The sequence below is a fragment of the Paenibacillus profundus genome, from assembly GCF_021369635.1.
GTDB lineage: Bacteria > Bacillota > Bacilli > Paenibacillales > Paenibacillaceae > Paenibacillus_B > Paenibacillus_B profundus.
The window spans coordinates 54,636-76,222 of sequence record NZ_JAJNBZ010000013.1; the positions used below are offsets into that span (position 1 = coordinate 54,636).

Below are 21,587 nucleotides of genomic sequence, written 5' to 3' on the forward strand. Positions count from 1 at the left end.
ATCTCGGCTTCGAAACTCGGACTCATGTGGAAACTCCGGTACTCACGTAGGTTTCCCATACGCTCCGTTCCTCCTTTCTCACTTTCATCCCATTTTCTCGGTTCTGAATAGATGCCTAAGCCGCGGCTGGCTTCTCGGGTTGAACCGGCTCCAGCTCATAATGAAACATTTTGACTTGGAATGCATCCAGCATCACCCGCAGCGGCACCCACGTCATTTTATTCTGCGAGACAAGATCAGCCTCATGTATTTGAATCGTCCCGTCTGGCATCGTCTGCGACAGCTGCCCCTGCTTCAAATCAAACTCAACGGCCGTCTGATTCCATTCGACGTTCACGCGGTCCGACTCCACATTCCAATTGACCGTCCCGTTCAGCTTCTCAACGAGCATGCGCAGCGGCACATACGTCTTATCTTCATAGCTCATGAACTGATCTGGCTCCAAGCGGATTTGACCTTGATCCGTCTCCACGGTGAACGTCATTGGATCCTTTGCCGCCACTAGAGTCTCGATAGGCTTAACGTTGTCTTGAATCCACGCAGTGCTCACCGGCGAACGCTTCCACCGCGCCGTGGAGCCAACGTGGAATTGAACTGGCTTCACTTCCGGCGACAGCACGTCGAAGGTGTAGCCTTTTGATTTGTAAAATGCAATGATGTCCGGCAGCGCCTTGACCGTCTCGTCATGCCCAACCCCATCATGCATCAGCACGACTGTCTCTGGCAGAAGCGCTCCCTTTTTGATTGCTTGCACGATTTCTCGGGCTGGTACGCCGCGGCGCTTCGAATCCGCACTGTCTACATGCCAATCGTAGACCAAGTACCCCGCTTTATCCATTAACTCAAAGTACTGCTTGTCGAAATTCATAATCGTGCCGCCCGGCGCTCGCACCAGTACCGGCTCGTAGCCTATGATTTTCTCTACGATTTGGCCTGTACGCTTGATTTGGTTCCAGAAATTGCGGAAATCGCTGTATAACGTCTTATACTCATGATTATAGCTATGATTGCCAATCGCATGCCCTTCCTTTACGATACGTTCCACCAGCTTGGGATTGCGCTCCGCCTGCTGTCCCAGCACGAAGAAGGTGCCCTTTATGTTTTCCTTGTCCAAAATATCGAGAACATCTGAGGTATGTATGCTCGGTCCGTCATCAAACGTCAAATAGATTACCTTTTCATGTTTCTTGGCCGGCGCTGCCGCTAGCGCTGTTTTACCGCCGCTCGGTAATACTGCAGCTTCTTCAGAAGGCTTGTCCGCCTTCGCCGTCCATTCCACGTTCACCGTTCCGGCGCTCTGTGCCGCGGTTTGCTTTATATCCGATGCCGCGCGTTCTTCCATCATCATTCGCTGTGAGGAAGCGTAAGCGACTTGTTCCATTTGGGATTTCCATCCAAAGGCTGTCCAGGTTCCTGCCAGGACGAGCAGCGCACATAGCGCCGCCAAAATGCGAAGCTCCATCTTACGATTGCGTTCGTTCATGTTCTTGCTCCTCCTCTTTTTCCATTCACACTATAATAATGGTATGATAATTGCTTCATTCAATCCAATGATGAGAGACTTCAGAGCTTAGTTCATAAGCCGTATTGCTAGATTATATGAACGGTACCCGAAAAAATGACTGGCAACTCATAGATTATGCCAGATAACGCATTCACACGCAGAAGACCCGATCGGATTCCGCCGGGTCTATCGTATTTTGGAGAGAACATCTCCATCCCTATTCTATGCTTCCATGCGGATCTCTCCGGTCCGGCTTGTATCATAGCCTCGAATCGCCATCAATTCTTCCCGATATGCAGCAGAACGGAGCACTTGCAGCAGAATGTCGATCCACGGCATATGCTCGGGCTGCTTCAGAACGACGAGATCAACCTGTTCCTGCATGAGTGGCACAAAATCAATACCGACTGCATAGGCAACCTTCTCAATGCCAACCCCGACATCCGCTTGTCCGCTCCCGACCTGTCCTGCGACCGCTAAATGCGTCGTCTCCTCGTTTCCATATCCGTGCAGTACTTCTCTCTTCAAGCCGTTGATCCGCAGCTGCTCATCCAGCAGCACGCGCGCGCCGGATCCCCGCTCCCGGTTCACCAGCATAATGTCTGGCTTGGCCACATCGGTCCATGAAGCAATCCCCTTCGGATTGCCGGGTTGGACATATAATCCCGCCGAACGTGCGGCCACATGAATGACCATATAGGGAAGACCGACTAATAATTTGCGTATATAAGGAAGATTGTACTCCCCCGTATCGCCGTCGAACAGATGCGTACTCACGATATGAGCATCGCCGTGAAAGAGCGCGATCAAGCCTTCCATGCTGCCGACGAACGAACGCAGCGGGCGAATCGATTTATTCTCTCGCTCCAAATGTTTGGACAATAATTCAAGACATGCATCATGTCCGGTAATGACAAGTTGAGATGACGGCAAGGGAGCCGCCGCCCTATGGCTGATGAGCCGCGATTCTGACAGTGCTTCTCCGTAATAAGCCGTTGCTTCGTAACGTTGCCCGCGCTGCTTGTATGCTTCCAGCTCAACGCCGTCGACCCGCATTTGCTTGCCGACGCGGTATGCGCGAAGTTCGCCTTTTTTGATCAAATCATAAACGGTCAACTTGGATACTTTGAGCATTTGTGCGATCTCATGGACCGTATAGGACATGGAATGGGGCATTCCGAACCTCCTTGGTATGCGCTTTCTTCGATCATACGATCGGATCGGCCACTTGACAAGGCAGGCCGTGATCGCCTTGTCACAAAAATGTTAGACATCACCACTTATAACTTGTTATAACTATTTATAATGAAACATAAAGTTATGCTGCGTTTGGAAATGAATGATTGCACAACAAACTGGTTTCACCGATTTTGCACTTTGCTATTATAAACGAATATGTTTGCAGGCTGATTTAGGCAAAATAAAGGTGAGCTTATCCCATTCCTTAGACAGGGGAATTGTGTATTCATCCAACTGAACGGTACATACAGGGAGGAATTAACGATGTTGAAGAAGAAGCGCCTGCAACCATACCGAATGAAAACGCACCTTGGAATGATGCTCATCCTCATGCTGTCCCTCGTCGCTCTCTTGGGGGGCGGCTGCAGCGCCAACACAGGAGTTGGAGCCAATGGGAACACGGACACGCAACCGCCCGAGGTCCAATTGACCGTCTCCGCGGCCGCCAGTCTGCAGGATGCGCTGGCAGAACTGAAGCAATCCTATGAGAAAGACCATCCGAATGTAAAGGTCCTAATTAACTTCGGTGCTTCTGGCACACTGCAGAAGCAGATTGAACAGGGCGCACCGACAGATTTATTCATCTCCGCGGGCAAGAAGCAAATGGACGAGTTGCTGCAAAACGGCTTGATCGATGACAAGTGGCAGCGCCCCTTGCTGAAGAACGATCTCGTCGTCATCGTACCGAACAATCAAGTAGCGGAGTGGACGGGATTGGAGCCGCTCGGCACGGAGCAAGTAAAGCGGATCGCTATTGGAGCGCCAGAGAGCGTGCCCGCTGGAAGCTATGCGCAAGAAGTGCTGAAAAAAACGAAGTTATGGGAGCCGTTGGCCGACAAATTCGTCTTAACGAAGGATGTGCGCCAAGTGCTCTCCTACGTGGAAACGGGGAATGTCGATGCCGGGTTCGTCTATCGTACGGATGCGATTACCGCCAATAAAGCGCTCATCGCCTATACGGTCGACTCCTCTATGCATAAGCCGATCGTCTACCCGATGGGTATCGTAAAGGCTACATCTCATCCGACAGAAGCGCAGGAATGGTATCAATACTTGTCTGGCGAGGAAGCAAGTCACATTTTTGAGCGCTATGGCTTCCATCTTGCCGATTAGTTGTCCACACGAAAGGAGGAGGAAAGGTGTCGTTCTGGAGTCCAGTACTACTCTCTCTGCAAATTACGATCGTATCAAGCCTCATCGTAATGGGGCTTGGCATCACCGTTGCTTGGTTATTGAAAAACCGCAGCTTTCGCGGCAAGACGCTGCTCGAAACGGCCTTTATGCTTCCGCTCGTCCTCCCTCCTACCGTGGTGGGCTTCATCCTGCTCGTTCTTCTCGGCAGACGGAGCCGCTTAGGCGAATGGGCTGAGGCGTGGCTCGGCCACCCGCTCGTCTTTCACTGGTCGGGCGGTGTCATCGCAGCCGTCGTCGTCTCTTTCCCGCTCGTCTATCAATCGCTCAAGGTCGGCTTCGCCTCGGTCGATACCGAGCTGGAACAGGCGGGACGGGTAGAAGGAGCCGGCGAATGGCAAGTATTCCGCCATATCACGCTTCCACTCGCCTCGCGTTCCATCGTGACCGCCTACATCCTCGGCTTTGCGCGCGGGCTCGGTGAATTCGGCGCGACGCTGATGGTTGCCGGCAATATTCCGGGCGTCACGCAGACCGTGCCGACCGCCATTTATTTTGCCGTGGACGCTGGCAATACGACGCTCGCTTGGGCATGGTCCGGCTGTATGATCGCCATCTCCTTCCTCCTCCTCTTTGTCGCCAATCAAGGGCAGAGGGACGCCGGCACTCGCAGTACGCGGTGACGACAGTCGGCCATTGCTGTATATAACAGTTCCATATTCCTTAGTATTGTGTTTTTCTCATCCCGCAAAAAATAACTATTGCGTTTCCTGCTCAAAGTTTGGTATTATATTCCTCGCTCTCTCTACGCGCATTTCACCCTGCATCGAAGTGTCGGCTTGCCGCAATTCATGATGATGACGGAGGTGTTGAATGCTTTTTTTAACGTTGGCCCGCAAAATGTATCTCAGCAACTTGCAGTACCGCAGTGCACATCTCGTGCACAACATCGCAAGCGCTCTGTTCGGCCTCATTTACGTATCGGTCTGGACAGGCATCGGCGAAGGCCGTTCGCTTGGCGAATACGGATTGAATGGCATAATCAGCTATGTCGCGTTCAATCAGGCGAGCTTATGGATCGCCGCCTTTCTCAACAACGGACTCGGCATGGAGCAGTCCGTGCGAACCGGGCAGATTGCCCTCGATCTCGTCCGTCCCGTTCATCTGTTCTATCAGCTCATGAGCAAGGAATGGGGGCAGATTGCCTACCAGTTCGTGTACAAGTTTCTTCCGATTTACGCGCTTTATTTCTTCGTATTGCCGCTTCACGTCCCCTCATCCGTTATCACTTACGTGTGGACCGCTGTAGCTTTGACGCTTGCCGCGTACATTTCCATCTGCTTGAACTATATCATCGGGGCCGCCGCGCTGTGGACGACCGAATCCCGCTGGCTGTACTGGGTCAACTATGCGTTCAGCATGCTGTTGTCCGGCTTTCTCATCCCGATTGAATGGCTCCCGCCGTGGCTCGCCGCGATTAGCCGCGCGTCGTTCTATCCATTTCTGCATTATGTGCCGACTCGAATTTACTTGGGGATGGAATCTCCATCTGCGCTCGCCGGGTCGCTCTTTTGGTGCGCTCTATTCACTGTCGTATGTCTCGCCGTTACCGGGATGATGCGGCGCAAAGTGGAGGTGCAGGGCGGATGAAATGGATTCACATGTACGCTCTTCTCGTACGCGCAAGCATCCGCAGCCGGATGCAATATAAGTTCAACTTCTGGTTCTCGAGCATCATGGCTGCGATTATTAATGTCGTCGAATTTCTTATGCTGGCGGTCATACTGCTTAAGTTCGGCCATATCAAAGGCTGGAGCTTGGCGGAAGCCGGATATTTGTATGCCGTGCTGTCTTTGTCCAAGGCACTGTACCGGATGTTCGCCTCCGATGTGCATCATTTGGAAAAGTATCTGGTCACCGGCAGCCTGGACAGCCTGCTGCTGCGTCCCGTCCCGGTTCTGCTCGCGCTTATGTCGCAAAATTTCTCGATCAAGTTCGGCGAGCTCATTCAAGGCATCGCCATTCTTGCCTTTAGCATGGGAACCATGATGCAGACCGGCCAGATCACCTGGACCGCACTGCCCCTCACCGTCATCGTCATCCTGTCGGGATCGGTGCTGCTGTTCGCCATTGGCTTGCTTACGGCAACGGCTGGATTCTGGATTACCCGGATTGAAGAGCTGCAGAACATTACCGAAGATGCGGCACGGACGGCGGCGCAGTATCCGATGAGCATTTATCCGAAATGGCTGCAGGGATTGCTTATTAGCGTCATTCCGGTCGGGTTCGCCAATTATATGCCTTCGTTGTACATTCTGCGGCACGAAGCCGGGATCTGGCTGGTCGGCTTATCCATTCTGGTCGCGCTGGCGTTGTTCACAATCGCCTTGCGGGCATGGAAGATTGGACTCGCGCGATACCAGAGCACGGGCAGTTGACCGGTTGTTCGGCCAATGGAAACAAGATGACACACACACAACCAAGACGATGAGGGCCGCCAACGCGGCAGGAGGAGATACTTCCATGATTACTGTAACTGAATTGCATAAACAGTTCCGTCGAGCGGCGCCGAAGGAAGGGCCGTTCAAAGGGCTGCGTTCCCTGTTCTCCCGAGACTATCAGGTGAAGGAAGCAGTATGCGGCATCAGCTTCCAGATTGAACCCGGCGAATTCGTCGGTTACATCGGCCCGAACGGCGCCGGAAAATCGACGACGATCAAAATGCTGTCCGGCATTCTCCATCCAACCTCGGGGGAAGTGCGAATCTTCGACCGCAGTCCGCACCAGGAGCGCCGGCTGGTGACGAAGCGGCTTGGCGTCCTATTCGGACAGCGGACACAGCTGTGGTGGGATCTGCCGACCCGCGATTCCTACGACATTCTTGCCGCCATGTACGGGATGGATGCGGCGAAGAAGCGAACACGGCTCGGGCAGCTGCGGGAGCTGCTTGCTCTGGACGAATTCCTCGACACCCCTGTCCGGCAGTTGTCGCTCGGGCAACGGATGCGGGCCGACATCGCCGCAGCACTTCTGCACGATCCAGACATTCTATTCCTGGATGAGCCGACCATCGGGCTGGACGTCATTGCGAAGCGGAACATTCGCCAGTTTCTTAAAGATATCAACCTCAATCTGGGTAAAACGATTATGCTGACGACACACGATATGGACGACATCGAGCAGTTGTGCAGCCGGGTCATCGTCATTAACCACGGCCGCCTCGGCTTCGACGGCACGATTGACGATCTCCGCCGGAGGATTGGCCTCCCTACTATTATCCGCGTCACGTACAACAAGGCGGAAAGCATGGAGCATGAGGTTCCTGCTCCGCTTCGTTGCCACAGCCGTGCCGGACGCACGCTGACCGTCGAATGCAACCGCGAGCAATTAAGCGCCATGGAAGCGCTGCGGCTGTTGGAGCAATTCGGAGAGCTAGAGGACGTTCATATGGAGGAGCCTAATTTCGAGGATATTATTCATCGGGTGTATTGAGATAGAAAAAGAGCCGGGGAGAAGCAGGAAAACATGCCCTGACTCTCGCTCGGCTCCTTTATTAAAGCTTCGGCCTAAGCAACAACCGTTCCGTCTATTCCGTCACAATGTCATGTATCAGTACAGGCGTCTCCGCATGGCTGCCAATGCGGATGTTCGCGTAAATCTTCTCGATAACATCGTCCACGCTTTCCCGATTCGCATGAATGGTCACCAGTGACTCTCCGGCTTTGACCTTGTCTCCGATTTTCTTGTTCAGCATCAATCCTACAGCCAGATCGATTTCGGATTCCTTGGTAGCGCGTCCCGCTCCGAGAAGCATGGCTGCGGTTCCGATTTCATCTGCCACGATTTCGGCGACCATGCCGTCTTCCTTCGCAGGCACTTCTATGATATAGGCTGCTTTTGGCAATTTGTCCGGGTCATCTACTACGGAAGAATCTCCGCCCTGATTGGCAATAAACTCTTTGAATTTCTCCAGCGCTTTACCGTTATGGATGACTTCTTTCAGCTTTTCTTCGGCTTCTTCCAGTGAATCTGCTTTGCCGGCGAGATAGACCATCTGTCTTCCGAGCGCGAAGCACAGCTCCTCCAGATCCTTCGGCCCGTGACCTCGGAGCGTATCAATGGCCTCTTTCACTTCCAAGGAATTGCCGATCGCGCTGCCGAGCGGCTGACTCATGTCGGATATGACTGCCATCGTCTTGCGTCCGACTTTGTTGCCGATGCTGACCATGGCATGGGCCAGCTCTTTGGCATCTTCAGCGGTTTTCATGAACGCGCCTGCGCCGGTCTTCACATCCAGCACGATGGCATCGGATCCTGCCGCGATTTTTTTGCTCATGATCGAGCTCGCAATAAGTGTAATCGAATTTACGGTTGCCGTAACGTCGCGCAATGCATACAGCTTTTTGTCGGCTGGCGTGAGATTGCCAGTTTGTCCGATAACAGCGATTTTATGCTCATTTACCAAGTTCACGAATTCGTCTTTGCTGATCTCTACGTGGAATCCTTCAATGGCTTCCAATTTATCAATCGTCCCGCCGGTATGGCCGAGCCCGCGTCCGGACATCTTCGCCACCGGAATATCCAAAGCAGCTACAAGCGGAGCCAATACCAGAGTGGTCGTATCGCCTACGCCTCCGGTGGAGTGCTTATCTACCTTGATGCCTTGTATCGCCGACAGGTCGATAGTGTCTCCGGAATGAACCATGGCCATGGTCAAATCGGCCCGTTCACGCTCGTTCATATCCTGAAAATAGATGGCCATTGCCAAGGCGCTGACTTGATAATCCGGAATGTCGCCTTTTGTATATCCATCAATAATGAAATTGATTTCTTCAGTTGTCAGTTCCTTGCCGTCCCGCTTCTTCGCAATCAAATCCACCATTCTCATCGTCTTTTCTCCTCACTGTATGCATTGAAGTCATTTTGCAAAAGCATATTTTGCAAAATGCTGGTTGGACAAATCCCATCTTGGGATGCTTCGTGATCAAAAGGGGAACCTCTTAAAGGGAAATCGCGGTCTCAAGAGCTACCTCCATCATATCGCCAAAGGTTGTTTGTCGCTCCGCTGCCGTCGTTTCCTCCCCGGTAAGCAAATGATCGCTCACAGTCAAAATGGTCAACGCGTTTACACTGTATTTGGCGGCAAGCGTATACAAGGCAGTCGTTTCCATCTCTACACCAAGCACGCCGTAATCCATCAGCTTCTGTACGACGGACTTATCGTCGCGGTAGAACATATCCGAGCTGAAAATGTTGCCGACATGCAGCTTCAACCCTTTGGATATCCCGCGTTCATATGCCGCTAGCAGCAGCGGAAAGCTGGCAATCGGCGAGTAATCATACCCATTGAAAACATGGCGGTTCATGCTGGAATCCGTACAGGAAGCCTGGGCGAGAACCACATCACGCACCTGAACATGCTTCTGCATGGCGCCGCACGTTCCTACGCGAATCAAGTTTTTGACGCCGTATTCGTTAATCAGCTCATTCACGTAAATGCTTGTCGTGGGAATCCCCATCCCAGTACCTTGAACCGATACGCGCTTCCCTTGATATGTTCCCGTAAAACCGAGCATACCGCGAACGTCATTGTAGCAGGCAACCTCCTCCAAGTAAGTTTCAGCGATATACTTTGCCCGCAGCGGATCACCCGGCAGCAAAATCGTGTCGGCTATGTCGCCTTGCTTCGCTCCAATGTGCACACTCATGATCGATTCCTCCAAGTAGGTTTATTGCAAATTCGTCAAAAAGCTGGTGCCATGCTCTGGCATAGCGACCCCAAAATTGTCGGCTATCGTGGCGCCGATATCGGCGAACGTTCCACGAAGCGGCAGCTCTGTCCCCTCCGCCACAATGCGCGGGGAATAGGCTAACATCGGCACATATTCCCGAGTGTGGTCCGTGCCCTTATACGTCGGATCGTTGCCATGATCGGCGGTGATGATCAAGAGATCATGCTCCGTCATTTTGGCGTATACTTCCGGCAAACGCGCATCGAATTCCTCCAACGCTTGACCATACCCGTGCGCATCTCGCCGATGGCCATACAGCGCATCGAAGTCGACAAGATTCAGAAAGCTGAGACCGGTGAACGGCTCATCGAGCGCTTCAATCAGCTTATCCATCCCGTCCATATTGGAAACGGTTCTTACCGCTTTTGTAATCCCTTCGCCATCAAAAATATCGGAGATTTTCCCCAAAGCGATGACATCATAGCCTTTATCCTTCAGCTCATTCATTGTCGTGCGTCCAAACGGCTTAAGCGCATAATCATGGCGATTGGGCGTCCGGGTGAACTTTCCGGGTTCGCCTACAAATGGACGGGCAATAATCCGGCCGAGCATATAAGGATCATCCAGCGTTATTTCCCGGCAGAATGTACAGATATCATACAGCTCATTCAAGGACACGACCTGCTCGTGAGCCGCGATTTGCAGCACCGAATCGGCAGAAGTGTAGATGATAAGAGCACCGGTCCTCATATGCTCTTCCCCGAGCTCTTCGATGATTTCAGTGCCGCTGGCCGCCTTGTTGCCGATGACCTTGCGGCCTGTCTTCGCTTCTATCCGTTGAATGAGCTCATCCGGGAATCCGTCCGGGAACACACGGAACGGCGTATCGATATACAGCCCCATCATTTCCCAATGACCGGTCATGGTATCTTTTCCGCTGGAGGCTTCCTGCATTTTACAATAGTAAGCAAGCGGTTGGTCTGCTTCAGGCACGCCTTGGATGTTGCGGATGTTGGACAAGCCCAGTCTTGCCATATTCGGCATGTTCAGCCCCCCGCGTTCGCGCGCGATATGGCCAAGCGTGTCAGCGCCGATATCATCGAATTGGGCGGCATCCGGGGCCTCTCCAATGCCTACCGAGTCCATCACAATGAGGTGAATGCGTTTAAATGAATCCATGTCTTCTCCTCTCCTTCCTCATTTTATTATAGGAACAAACCGGCAATCGTTGCAGACAATACGCTGACCAGCGTGGCGCCATACAGCAATCTGAGACCGAAGCGGGCAACCACGTTGCCTTGCTTCTCATGCAATCCTTTCACGGCGCCGGAAATAATGCCAATGGACGAGAAGTTGGCGAACGAGACTAGGAAAACGGATACAATACCCGTCGCCCGCTCAGACAGAACGGCTTGCTTGGACAGATCCAGCATCGCCACGAATTCGTTGGCTACCATCTTCGTCGCCATAATGCTGCCTGCATCTACCGCTTCTTTCCAAGGCACGCCCATCAAAAACGCAAACGGCGCAAAAATATATCCCAGCAGTTGTTGGAATGTAATGCCGAACAATCCGTCAAACAGGCCGTTGACCAGCGCGATCAACGCTACAAAACCAATCAGCATCGCAGCCACCGTAATGGCTACCTTGAAGCCGTCCATAATGTATTCGCCAAGCATTTCGAAGAAGGACTGCTTGTGTTCCTCCTGAACCTCCAATATGTCTTCTTCTTTCGACACTTTGTAAGGGTTAAGGACGGAAGCAATGATGAACCCGCCGAACAGGTTCAGCACGAGCGCCGTGACGACATATTTGGGACTGATCATCAGCATGTACGCGCCGACGATCGACATCGACACGGTAGACATCGCAGAAGCGCACAAAGTATACAAACGATGCTCCGGCAGCAAGCCAATTTGCTTCTTCACGGAAATGAATACTTCAGATTGCCCCAAGATCGCGGATGCCACCGCATTGTACGATTCCAGCTTGCCCATGCCGTTCACCTTGCTCAACACTAGTCCAATATATTTAATGATAAACGGCAAAATCTTCGTGTATTGCAAAATGCCTATCAGCGCGGAAATGAATATGATCGGCAGCAGCACCATCAAGAAAAACGGAGCCTGCCCTTCGTTCGCGATACCGCCGAAGACAAAGTTCACTCCATCTGCCGCATAGGCGAGCAACGACTCAAACACGGAAGAAAACCCCTTGATTAGAAGCTCGCCCACACTCGTATTCAACAAAATGAATGCCAATATCACTTGCAGAATAACCATTTGCACCAGCGGACGATAGCGAATATTGCGTTTATCGTTGCTGGCGGCGTATGTGAGCCCGAAAACGATCAATACGCCCAAAATAGCGATTACATATTTCATTCGTACTTCCCCCCATGCTTGAGCATGTGCAGATTAAATTGACTTGCGAAAAACTTGCGCAGGCAACATATTAAACGCTTACATTTGAATTAAAAAAAGAAATCTTGTTGATTCTATTAATCAGTGTCCATATCTCCCGCCTGAAAAGCTCCCGGCAGCAAGCGCTCCATCGTCCATTCCTCGGTGTTGCCATGAAGATTGGTTAAATATATTTTCGTCTGACTATCGCAGAATTCGGCCAGCACCTGCCGGCAAGCGCCGCATGGAGATACCGGACCTTCCGTATCCGCCGCCACGGCAATGGCTTCAATCTTGCTCTCTCCCTCGGAGACGGCCTTGAAGATCGCGGTTCGTTCGGCACAATTGGTTAAGCCGTAGGACGCGTTCTCCACGTTGCAGCCACGGTACACTTTTCCTCCTGCCAGCACTGCGGCGCCGACCTGAAAGCGGGAATAAGGGGAATAGGCGTGCTTGCGCGCTTCAATCGCTTCTTGAATCAACTGTTCTTTCATGCGACATATCCTCCTCTTGTAGGGGTGTTTCAAAAGTCCCTAACGGACTTCTGAAACACGCTCTTATATAGATTAATAAGAAGATGACGACTGATCGCCCTCCATGATGTGAACGCCGGAACTGGCACCGATGCGCGTTGCTCCCGCTTCAATCATGCCGTTCATGTCTTCCAAGCTCCGGACTCCTCCGGAAGCTTTGACACCTGCACGTTGACCGACGGTGCGGCGCATCAAAGCAACATCTTCGCGAGTCGCTCCGCCTGTAGAGAAGCCGGTAGATGTCTTGACAAAGTCAGCGCCCGCTTTTACAGCTAATTCACAAGCGCGCACCTTCTCCTCATCGGTGAGCAGGCAAGCTTCAATAATGACTTTTACGAGCGCTTTGCCTGAAGCCGCTTCCACAATTGCCTTAATGTCCTTCTCAACCAGTTCGTAATCCTGTGCTTTCAAAGCGCCAATGTTAATAACCATGTCCACTTCGTCTGCCCCATTGGCAATCGCGTCTTTCGTCTCATAAGCCTTGACTGCGGTAGTGGCGGCACCCAGCGGAAAACCGATAACGGTACATACGTTGACCTGCGTGCCTGCTAGCTGCTCTGCCGAGTAAGCCACCCATGCCGGGTTGACACAGACCGAAGCGAACTGATATTGCTTCGCTTCTTCCGTAAGCTTGGCGATGTCCTCTTTCGTGGCGTCCGCCCGCAGAAGCGTATGATCAATAATTCCTGCTATGCTCATGCTCTACACTCCTTACCTACTCTATTTTCATACCTGTTTATGGTGCACTATATTGATTTCATGCACATCATAACACAGGTATTGAACATATGTAAATGGTAGTTTGAAATTTTGTTCAAGGTCGAATAAAGAGGAGATACTCACTCCATTCGGCGCTTCCGATCACTCTCCACTTCGGTCAGTAACAATGGTTCCCGCATTTCCATACGCTAGACTATTTTATCTAATTGGTGAATATTACTGCATTTTCTGAGAAGAACGGTTACGGAATGCATATCACCGACAGCCCACCTGCGGAGAGATGCCTTTCTGAATGAGAGGGAGAGTGGAGAGAAGCACATGGCAGCGTATCGTTATTTCTGGAAACAAAAAACCCCTTAGATATAGCTCGTCACTGAGAGGCTGATCTCAATGTCTATTCTAAGGGGTGCAATCCCTGCTGCGGCAGGGTGATTATTTTAACAACGCTTGCGCGGTGAATTGATCAGTCACTAATATATTGGCATATTTGCCGATCAGGGCGGCCCTGATCGATTCGATTTTCCGTTGCCCTCCGGCAACAAGAATCGATTTTTCCTTATCGCGCAGCTCCGCAAGGTCGATGCCTACCGTACGATTATTGATTTCTTCACTGCATATGTTCCCTTTCTCGTCAAAGAAACGGGAGCATATATCGCCTGCACCACTGCTTTGGAGCAGTTTTTGCTCTTCTTTGCTGAAGTAGCCGAGCCGGAACAGAAGGGCATCGTCTTTAACCGTTCCTACGGTGAAGACAGCAATATTCGCCTGTTTACCCAGTTGAATAATACGATGAATATGCCGGTCTTGCTCCACCATCTGTTTGAGAGCGATGCTGTCGAATATGACGGGCAGCGGCAAATAACGGGCAATGGTTTGGAACGCCGCGGCGAATAAATTCACCGTTTCAGCCGCGTACGTATTGACGTGGGAGTGACTTACGCCGCCCTTTAATTGAACGACCTCCACGCCTCGCACCTGCTTTTGCTGCAGCTGAAGCGCCACTGCATGCATCGTCCTCCCCCAGGTTACGCCGATAATATCCGCATCCTGAACCGTTTCATGCAAATAATCAGCCGCTTTCTTGCTGATATGCTTCTGAATTTCTTGATACTCGTTCAAAGGCGAATAGCACACAAGGACAGTATCCAAATTATACTTTTGCTTAACCTGCTCACCCAAAGCATCCAAATCTTCAAGTGGATCGACTATGTTGATACGCACATAGCCCTGTTCTTTGGCATGCTGCAATAATCGGGACACGGTCGGACGGGAGACACCGAGCCTTGTCGCAATTTCTAATTGACTATAATCAGAAAGGTAATAAAGTCTTGCCGCTTCAATGCTTAACCGCTGTTTCTCGTTATCCATGTTACAACCCACTTTTATTAGATGATTCATTCCATAAGTTCATGTTCAAAAAACAGTATGAAAAATGCATGTCTAATTATACACTATAGGTGACTTTTTACATAACGGCGTTGCAAATAAGTTCGACAGGCCGACTAAACAGAGGAATTTTCTCTCCATGGTTTATCCAATGAATTCTAAGGGGTGCATTGTCATAATAAGTGCAGTTCTTTTCCGCGATGCACCGCCTCGAAGCGGCTCTTCACATTCATCTTGCGGTAAATATTGTTAATATGGGTTTTGATCGTAGCCACACTCACGGTTAGCTCGGCGGCAATCTCTTTGTTCGTCAGTTCACTCTCGATCAGCTGCAGCACTTTCAATTCCTGACCTGTCAACAGGCTGCTCTTCAGCGTTTCGTCATCTCCATGCTCTTGCCGGAGGCACCCTATTAATTTTTTGACATATTCCAACCTGACACGGAACTTCTCTCCGCGCAAAAAACTTGTTTGCCGCATCCGCACGTACGCGGCCAGCAGCTCAAGCATCGGAGCCCCTTCATCCGTGAACGAGCGAATATAGCCTTCTTCTTCGGCAATTTCAAGCGCTTCCCCTAATTTATGCATCGCCGGCTGAACATTGCCTGCACAATAATATGCAACACTGTGCAGCGCCAACGTCCGCACTACATCACCTTGACGGCTGTGCTGTCTTGCCAGCTGATTCAGCTTCTCCAAGAGGAGAATGGCCTCTTCATATCGCCCCGACGCTACCCGCGTTTGTGCCAATACATAATATTCATAGATTTGGTTAAGGGAAAATTCATCTTCTAATTGATCTATCCCGCTTTCTTGAATCCATGCTTCCGCCTGCTTGATATCTCCTTGCGCCAAGGCGAGCCGCGCCAATTCGACCGATATTCGCTGAACTGCCTGCCCATGCTCCTGGACGGTATAACGGTTCTTAAGCTGCAGCATAATTTCCAACGCCTGCGGGGCAGCTTCTCTCACCTGCAGAATCCGCGCCATCGTAAAGGCGGCATAGAGAGCAACCGGCACCGATTCCGCTTTTGTCTTGAGCGCTAGCGCCGCCCAATGCTCTGCTTCGTCCAGACGGTTCCATTCATACAGCAGGTGACTGTAATTTTCATAGGATACGGCTGCAAAGGCGCTATGTTGCTTCTTCTCCCATACTTCAATAGAACGCAATATGATTTGTTCCGCCACACGCAAGCTTCCGATATGGGCAATCAAATTGTTATCTACTAAACCCAAGTCCAATTGATGAGTAATAAGATGCAGGATACCGCTGTTGCTCTCGGGAACCTCGTCGACACATTGCTCGAAATAGCGCAGCACCGCTGTAAAATCTCTTTGATGATGCGCCAGCATCATGCGAATTAACGATAGAGCGCTGCTTCTAAGCCGATGCTCTGCTTCGGATTCCACATTCCTGGCCTGCTGCAGAGAAGCCTCCATTACCTCGATTCGCTCTTCCGCTTCTGATAACCGGCCGTTGTACAACAGCAAGCATATGCAGAATAAATCGAGCTGTGGCGTCCGATTCAAAATTCGCGGCGGTATGGCAGAAAGCCACCGCAGCATCGTCTCCAGCTTCGATTGCGCAATCTGATCCCGAAGCCCCTCGATCATCCGCAAGGCATCTTCATACTGCTCGCCGAGCAAATAATGTTCTACTGCCTCCTCGGCCAGACCGTGCTCTTCCAGCCATTTCCCCGCTAGCGCATATAGCCTCGTTGCCTGTCCGGGAAATCGCTTCTTCAGCTGCGCCTGCAAAAAGTCTTGAAACAAATAATGATAGCGATACCACCCCCGTTCATCATCCAGCGGGATAACAAACAGGTGAGAGCGTTCCAGTTCCTCCAGCTCCGTCTGTCCTCCTGCTTGTCCGGTAATCGCTTCGCATAGCGGCCCGGACATCCGGCTGCATATCGATGTATACAGCAAAAACTTTTTCGTGCGCTCCGGCTGATTGTCCAACACCTCCATGAGCAAAAACTCAGCCACATCGCGGTGTTGTCCAGAAAAATGACGAATAAACTCCTTATATTCCCGTTTCTCCCTCAAGGAAAGGGCAGCGAGTTGCATGCAGCCGATCCATCCTTCCGTCCGGGCGACCAGCATGTCCGCCTCGCGTCGGGCCAGCGGCAAGCTTAAACAATGTTGAAAGAAAGCCGCTCCCTCATCACCGGTAAAGCGCAGCTCTTGCATGCCAACCTTGTGCAATTCTCCTCGCAATCGAAGCTGGGGCAGTCGTAAAGGCGGTTCGTTACGACTTCCGATGTAAATATGAATATATTCTGGTAAATGCCGCAATAGATACGACATCGAACGGTGGATCTGCTCATTTTCGATGACATGGTAATCATCAAGCACAATAACGAATGGGGCTGGCAGCTGAGTCAAAACGCGAATGACTTCTCCCATCCAGATGTGGGGATTGCGCGGATTGATCCGCGATGTCATTGCTTCCGCTTGGATACCGGACTCTTGATGCGCAGCGCCGACCGCCGCCATTATATATGACCAGAAACTTACCCAATCGTTCTCCTGCCGATCAAGCGTCACCCATGCCGCATGCTCATGACGGCTTGCCCAAGCGCCAAGCAGCGTCGATTTGCCGAACCCGGCCGGAGCCGTAACTACGGTCAATTTACAGTTCAAGCCCTCATCGAGAAGCTGCAGCAAGCGCTCACGCTCAACCAGCGGCAGCCTTGAACGCGGTGGATGTATTTTCGTGGATATCATCATCGTCGGTATCCCCTTTCCCATTTCCATTATCATTGTAGAGCAATAATGGAAAAAATTAAATAAATTTGGCGGGGGAATGCTGACAATGTCTCCTATTGGTTAGTCTGAGGTTGAGTCGAAGCAAGCATTTGCGGGGCTTCTAACCATGGCCCTGGTTAAGTCGGTGTAAGCGCCATTGGAAAATATACAGTCAAATGTACGGACTCAGCGGCTAAACGGCATGTAGACTGTAATTTGTCCAATGGATCGGGCTGTTTCTCAGCCATAGATGCGGATAGAGTGCCAAACCACTGGATGAAATCCAATGTAATCGACTTTAATGAGATGCACCCGGCTCATTGATTGGACGAAATCCAATGGATGAGACAAGTAGAGACACCCCAACCTTCCACGTTGACATGTATGGCACAAAAAGTTGCATCCATAAGTAAAAAAGACAGCCATGTCATCCATGTCGGATGAGCCGGCTGCCTTTTCATATGGGCCTGACAGATAGACCAACCATATAATGGCCAACAGCACAGCACTGCCAGTCCCTTTCTTCAATCGTGCCGCAAAGCGTCTACCGGCTTCAAGGAAGCGGCTTTGTTAGCCGGAAAAATACCGAACAAAATGCCGATTGCCGCCGAAAACACAAAAGAGTAACTAATAATGTTCGCCTTGATTTCAGTTGCCATTTCAAAATAATGAGTCATGGCATAACAAGCGGCATAAGCCAGACCGATTCCGGCCAATCCGCCCATTCCGCTAATAATGATCGCCTCGATCAGAAATTGAACTAATATGTCCCGTTTCTTGGCGCCCAGAGATTTGCGAATGCCGATTTCACGCGTGCGTTCGGTTACCGACACGAGCATGATGTTCATAATCCCGATTCCGCCGATGACAAGCGAAATACAGGCAACGCCCGCCATCATCATCGACATCGTCTTGGATATGGAGCTCATCGTATCCTTGACATCCTGTTGATTAAAAACGTTGAAGCTGTCCGTATTGCCGCGGAACAATTCCGCCAGCTTCGCTTCAATCTGGCTTACGACCGCAGCCATCTTATCCTCCTCGGCCACCTTAACGCTGATGGAACGGATGCCTGCCGATTGGAACAGCCGCTGCGCCGTCGTAATCGGAATCAGCACCTTATCGTCGTTCGAGCCGCCAAGCGAGCTTCCCTTCGGCTCCAGCAGTCCCACGACCTTGAACCGGACGCCGTTAAGCAGCACTGTCTTCCCCGTCGGGTCCTCGGAGCCGAACAAGTCGGCAGCCGTATTGACGCCTAGCAGCGCCACTCTGGAATAGTTCGACACATCCAGCGGGACGATATAGCGGCCGCTCTGATGCTTGAAATCTTTGACCGTCTCATAGTCCGGCGTAATTCCTTCAACAGACACCGAGGCGGATTCCGTCGTGCCGTATTTTACGGCTGCATTCCCGGAGACAATCGGAGCCACTCCTTCGATATCCTCGATTCCGTCGGCCAAGTGAACCGCATCATCCAAGGATAATGTCGTCACGCTTCCGCGGCCCATTATGTTTACCGACAACATATTCGTGCCCAAGCTCTGCAACGATTTCTCCACTTCATTGGAAGAGCCTTGTCCCATTGCCACAAGCGAGATTACCGTGGCGACTCCGATCAAAATCCCTAGCATGGAAAGGAAGGTTCTAAGCTTGTTGGCCAGAATGCTGTGCCATGACATTCTGAACCCTTGCGACAGCTTCACGCCCGTCCCCCCTTTCCTCGGTCAAGATGCCGTCATTCATGAATACGACTCTTTTGGCCCGCGCGGCTACTTCCAAGTCGTGGGTGATTAACACAATCGTATGCCCGGCGCTATTCAACTCCTCAATTAGTCCCAACACTTCCTTGCCGGTCCTCGTATCCAATGCGCCGGTCGGTTCATCCGCAAGCAGAATCGGCGGATGAGTGGCCAGTGCCCGAGCTATCGCAACCCGCTGCTGCTGTCCCCCTGAAAGCTCGCTCGGCCGATGGCCCATTCTGCCGTCCAAACCTACCTGCTGCAGCGCCTTGACTGCCGCTTCACGGCGCTCCTTGTTCGACAATCCCCGGTAAATGAGCGGCAGCTCCACATTTTCAATAGCGCTCAGCTTCGGAAGAAGGTGAAAGCTTTGAAAGATGAAGCCGATTTTCCGATTGCGAACTTCCGCCAGCTTGTTATCGCTTAATCCGCTCACTTCCATACCGTCCAGCGTATAGCTCCCAGAGCTCGGCGTATCCAGACAGCCGATGACATTCATCAGCGTCGACTTGCCTGAGCCGGACGGACCGATAATCGCCACAAAATCGCCTTGGCGAATCTCCAGATTGACCCCGCGAAGAATGGTCACTTCCTCTGAACCCATTCTGTATGCTTTCCTCACGTCCCGGATCGAGATCAGGACATCACCACTGCCGGATGCTGCATGCTCTCTCATCGGCGGCTGCCTCCGCCGCCATTAGGAAACCCGCCACCCGAGAAGCTGCCGCCGCCCATGACGCCGCCTCCCATGCCTCTTATCTGCTGTCTTTGCTCGGTCGACCCGCCTGCCTTTCCTTGCGGCGCGGCAAGGATTACAGAGTCGCCTTCACTCAGGCCGGAAATGATTTCGGCATAGGAGTCATTGCTGATGCCGACGGTCACTTCTCTCAGCGTTCCGCCAGAAGCCTGGCCCATTCGTCGGATCGCGCCGTCATTCTCCTGCCCGGCTGCAGCTCCATTGCCTGCGCTGCTTCCAGCCGCCCTATTGCTGGAATTGCCTCGGGTACCGCTTCTATTGCTGCTTCCTGTATTGCCTCCTGCTGCATCTCCACCTCCAGTCCCGGCGGCGGCACGGCCATCCATGCTGCCAGCGTCGCTTCCAGCGCCATCCGCCAGACCGCTTCCAGCCCTGCTGCCGCCTTCCCGCTCGGATTCTCTCCATGCCGGCTCGGCTTGAGCGCCATCCGGCGCATCGCCCGCTCGTTCCAACGGCAGCTCTCCGGCGTTAGGCGCTGCGGCGGATGCCCCTCCGCCGCCAGGCACTCGGACGAAATGCTTGCCGCCCATGGCGACGACCGCCTCTACCGGGACAAGAACAACGTCCTGCTTCGCATTCGTAACAATTTCCGCTTGGCCGGACATGCCGGAGAGAACGCCTGCGGCATTGGATAAGCCAATCTTTACCTCATAGGTCGCAACGCCGTTGGAGCTCTTGCCTTCATTGGCAATCGTATTGATTTTTCCTGTAAACACGTTGTCCGGGAATGCGTTCAGCGTCACTTCCGCCGTCTGTCCCGCCTTGACTTTCGGCACATCGAGTTCATCCGCCGACATGGTGAACTCCAGATTGGTATAATCGACGATAACCGCCACGACGGTGTTCTCGTTCACATCGCCTCCGACTTCAATCTCGCTCGCCGTGACCGTGCCCGCAACCGGGGCGGCAACGTCATGGTTCTCCGCTTCTTCCTTCCGCAAGCTGGCGATCGTTGATTCATTTTGTTCTATCTCTAGCGTTAACGATTCTATATTAATTCTAATAGAGTCCCTGCTTTCCTCCGCCGCTTCTTTATACTGCTTCTGAAGCTGCTCCATCTGCAATTGCTGTTTCTTTAGGGAGAGCTCGGTTTGCTTGATCTTCTCGGAATTGTCCGTTTTTTTGAACTCAACGATCGTCTGTCCTTTCTTCACCTTGTCTCCGACCTTGAAGTTAATTTTGCTGACTGTCCCTTTATAAGCCGCTTTCACATTGCTCTCTTGTGCAACTTCGACCATTCCAGAACCTGACACTTTCGTTTCTATGCTCCCTCTGGTCGCCTGTACCGTTCGAGTTGGCACGGGGTCCGCCGACGATTGCTCCGTCTGCTGCCGGGTAAAATAGAATCCTGCAGCCGCCCCTGCTGCAATGACGATTCCCAATATGTACATCCACTTCTTCATCGCGTCAAGTCCACCTTTACCGGTTCTACAGAACAGCCCGCGACATGTCTGAGCCGTTCATTGTCCCCATCATACTCATCCTAGCTGAATGGTTCCTTAAAGGTAACTGAGCGCAAACTGAGCGTTAGCTGAATAAATGCTGAAAACGTAAGGCCGTTCGGATACCGTTTGCTTTCCTTTGCACGATGGCATATCATATAAATAACTAATATAAGTGTCATTTAGGAGAAATAATTCTTATTTGGGGCTGAATCAATATAGAGGATCTAACGCGGGAATTGAATCATCCTG

18 protein-coding genes are annotated in these 21,587 nt (G+C 51.8%); 5 read left to right on the forward strand and 13 right to left on the reverse strand.

Going from position 1 to position 21,587, the window contains the following annotated elements; genetic code table 11:
* Window positions 1-115 precede the first annotated feature (115 nt).
* Both LQV63_RS16265 and LQV63_RS16270 read right to left on the reverse strand, forming a co-directional pair.
* Entirely contained in the window at window positions 116-1,483 is a 1,368-nt protein-coding gene (locus tag LQV63_RS16265) for a polysaccharide deacetylase (protein WP_233697519.1), read from the reverse strand.
* Between the two features lie 243 nt (window positions 1,484-1,726).
* Complete coding sequence (locus tag LQV63_RS16270) at window positions 1,727-2,680, reverse strand: helix-turn-helix transcriptional regulator (protein WP_233697520.1); 954 nt, start codon at window positions 2,678-2,680, stop codon at window positions 1,727-1,729.
* A 327-nt stretch (window positions 2,681-3,007) separates the two neighbouring features.
* Here LQV63_RS16270 and modA point away from each other — a divergent pair, with 327 nt between their 5' ends.
* The 5 genes from modA to LQV63_RS16295 all read left to right on the forward strand — a co-directional run bounded on the left by modA (window position 3,008) and on the right by LQV63_RS16295 (window position 7,366).
* Entirely contained in the window at window positions 3,008-3,856 is an 849-nt protein-coding gene (modA, locus tag LQV63_RS16275; RefSeq protein ID WP_233697521.1) for a molybdate ABC transporter substrate-binding protein, read from the forward strand.
* A 26-nt stretch (window positions 3,857-3,882) separates the two neighbouring features.
* Complete coding sequence (gene modB / locus LQV63_RS16280) at window positions 3,883-4,557, forward strand: molybdate ABC transporter permease subunit (protein ID WP_233697522.1); 675 nt, start codon at window positions 3,883-3,885, stop codon at window positions 4,555-4,557.
* A gap of 190 nt (window positions 4,558-4,747) precedes the next feature.
* Complete coding sequence (locus tag LQV63_RS16285; RefSeq protein WP_019421308.1) at window positions 4,748-5,524, forward strand: ABC transporter permease; 777 nt, start codon at window positions 4,748-4,750, stop codon at window positions 5,522-5,524.
* Window positions 5,521-6,312, forward strand: a complete 792-nt coding sequence (locus tag LQV63_RS16290; RefSeq protein WP_019421309.1) for an ABC transporter permease — start codon at window positions 5,521-5,523, stop codon at window positions 6,310-6,312. Before LQV63_RS16285 ends, LQV63_RS16290 begins: the two co-directional genes overlap by 4 nt.
* Before the next feature lie 85 nt (window positions 6,313-6,397).
* On the forward strand, window positions 6,398-7,366 hold the full coding sequence (locus LQV63_RS16295; RefSeq protein ID WP_233697523.1) for an ABC transporter ATP-binding protein: 969 nt from the start codon (window positions 6,398-6,400) through the stop codon (window positions 7,364-7,366).
* A 94-nt stretch (window positions 7,367-7,460) separates the two neighbouring features.
* Here the strand turns inward: LQV63_RS16295 and LQV63_RS16300 are convergent, their stop codons facing one another.
* The 11 genes from LQV63_RS16300 to LQV63_RS16350 all read right to left on the reverse strand — a co-directional run bounded on the left by LQV63_RS16300 (window position 7,461) and on the right by LQV63_RS16350 (window position 21,296).
* The gene (locus LQV63_RS16300) at window positions 7,461-8,762 is read right to left on the reverse strand and encodes a pyrimidine-nucleoside phosphorylase (RefSeq protein WP_233697524.1); all 1,302 of its coding nucleotides are present in this window, start codon (window positions 8,760-8,762) and stop codon (window positions 7,461-7,463) included.
* 112 nt (window positions 8,763-8,874) lie between these two features.
* Complete coding sequence (gene deoD / locus LQV63_RS16305; RefSeq protein WP_233697525.1) at window positions 8,875-9,582, reverse strand: purine-nucleoside phosphorylase; 708 nt, start codon at window positions 9,580-9,582, stop codon at window positions 8,875-8,877.
* Window positions 9,583-9,603: 21 nt separating this feature from the next.
* A complete protein-coding gene (gene deoB, locus LQV63_RS16310; RefSeq protein ID WP_233697526.1) occupies window positions 9,604-10,785 on the reverse strand; it encodes a phosphopentomutase in 1,182 nt (393 codons plus the stop codon).
* Window positions 10,786-10,811: 26 nt separating this feature from the next.
* On the reverse strand, window positions 10,812-11,990 hold the full coding sequence (locus LQV63_RS16315) for a NupC/NupG family nucleoside CNT transporter (RefSeq protein WP_019421314.1): 1,179 nt from the start codon (window positions 11,988-11,990) through the stop codon (window positions 10,812-10,814).
* A 116-nt stretch (window positions 11,991-12,106) separates the two neighbouring features.
* On the reverse strand, window positions 12,107-12,502 hold the full coding sequence (locus LQV63_RS16320; RefSeq protein ID WP_233697527.1) for a cytidine deaminase: 396 nt from the start codon (window positions 12,500-12,502) through the stop codon (window positions 12,107-12,109).
* A 72-nt stretch (window positions 12,503-12,574) separates the two neighbouring features.
* Window positions 12,575-13,240: a deoxyribose-phosphate aldolase gene (deoC, locus tag LQV63_RS16325; RefSeq protein ID WP_233697528.1), complete on the reverse strand. Its 666-nt coding sequence runs from the start codon at window positions 13,238-13,240 to the stop codon at window positions 12,575-12,577.
* Between the two features lie 453 nt (window positions 13,241-13,693).
* Complete coding sequence (locus LQV63_RS16330) at window positions 13,694-14,629, reverse strand: sugar-binding transcriptional regulator (protein ID WP_233697529.1); 936 nt, start codon at window positions 14,627-14,629, stop codon at window positions 13,694-13,696.
* Window positions 14,630-14,820: 191 nt separating this feature from the next.
* A complete protein-coding gene (locus LQV63_RS16335) occupies window positions 14,821-17,379 on the reverse strand; it encodes a LuxR C-terminal-related transcriptional regulator (protein ID WP_233697530.1) in 2,559 nt (852 codons plus the stop codon).
* Window positions 17,380-17,921: 542 nt separating this feature from the next.
* Window positions 17,922-19,100 (reverse strand): ABC transporter permease, encoded by a 1,179-nt coding sequence (locus LQV63_RS16340; protein ID WP_407672930.1) that lies wholly within the window; start codon window positions 19,098-19,100, stop codon window positions 17,922-17,924.
* A complete protein-coding gene (locus tag LQV63_RS16345; protein ID WP_019421320.1) occupies window positions 19,042-19,812 on the reverse strand; it encodes an ABC transporter ATP-binding protein in 771 nt (256 codons plus the stop codon). Before LQV63_RS16345 ends, LQV63_RS16340 begins: the two co-directional genes overlap by 59 nt.
* Window positions 19,809-21,296, reverse strand: a complete 1,488-nt coding sequence (locus tag LQV63_RS16350) for an efflux RND transporter periplasmic adaptor subunit (RefSeq protein WP_233697531.1) — start codon at window positions 21,294-21,296, stop codon at window positions 19,809-19,811. The genes LQV63_RS16345 and LQV63_RS16350 overlap by 4 nt, the downstream gene beginning before the upstream one ends.
* Window positions 21,297-21,587: the final 291 nt, after the last annotated feature.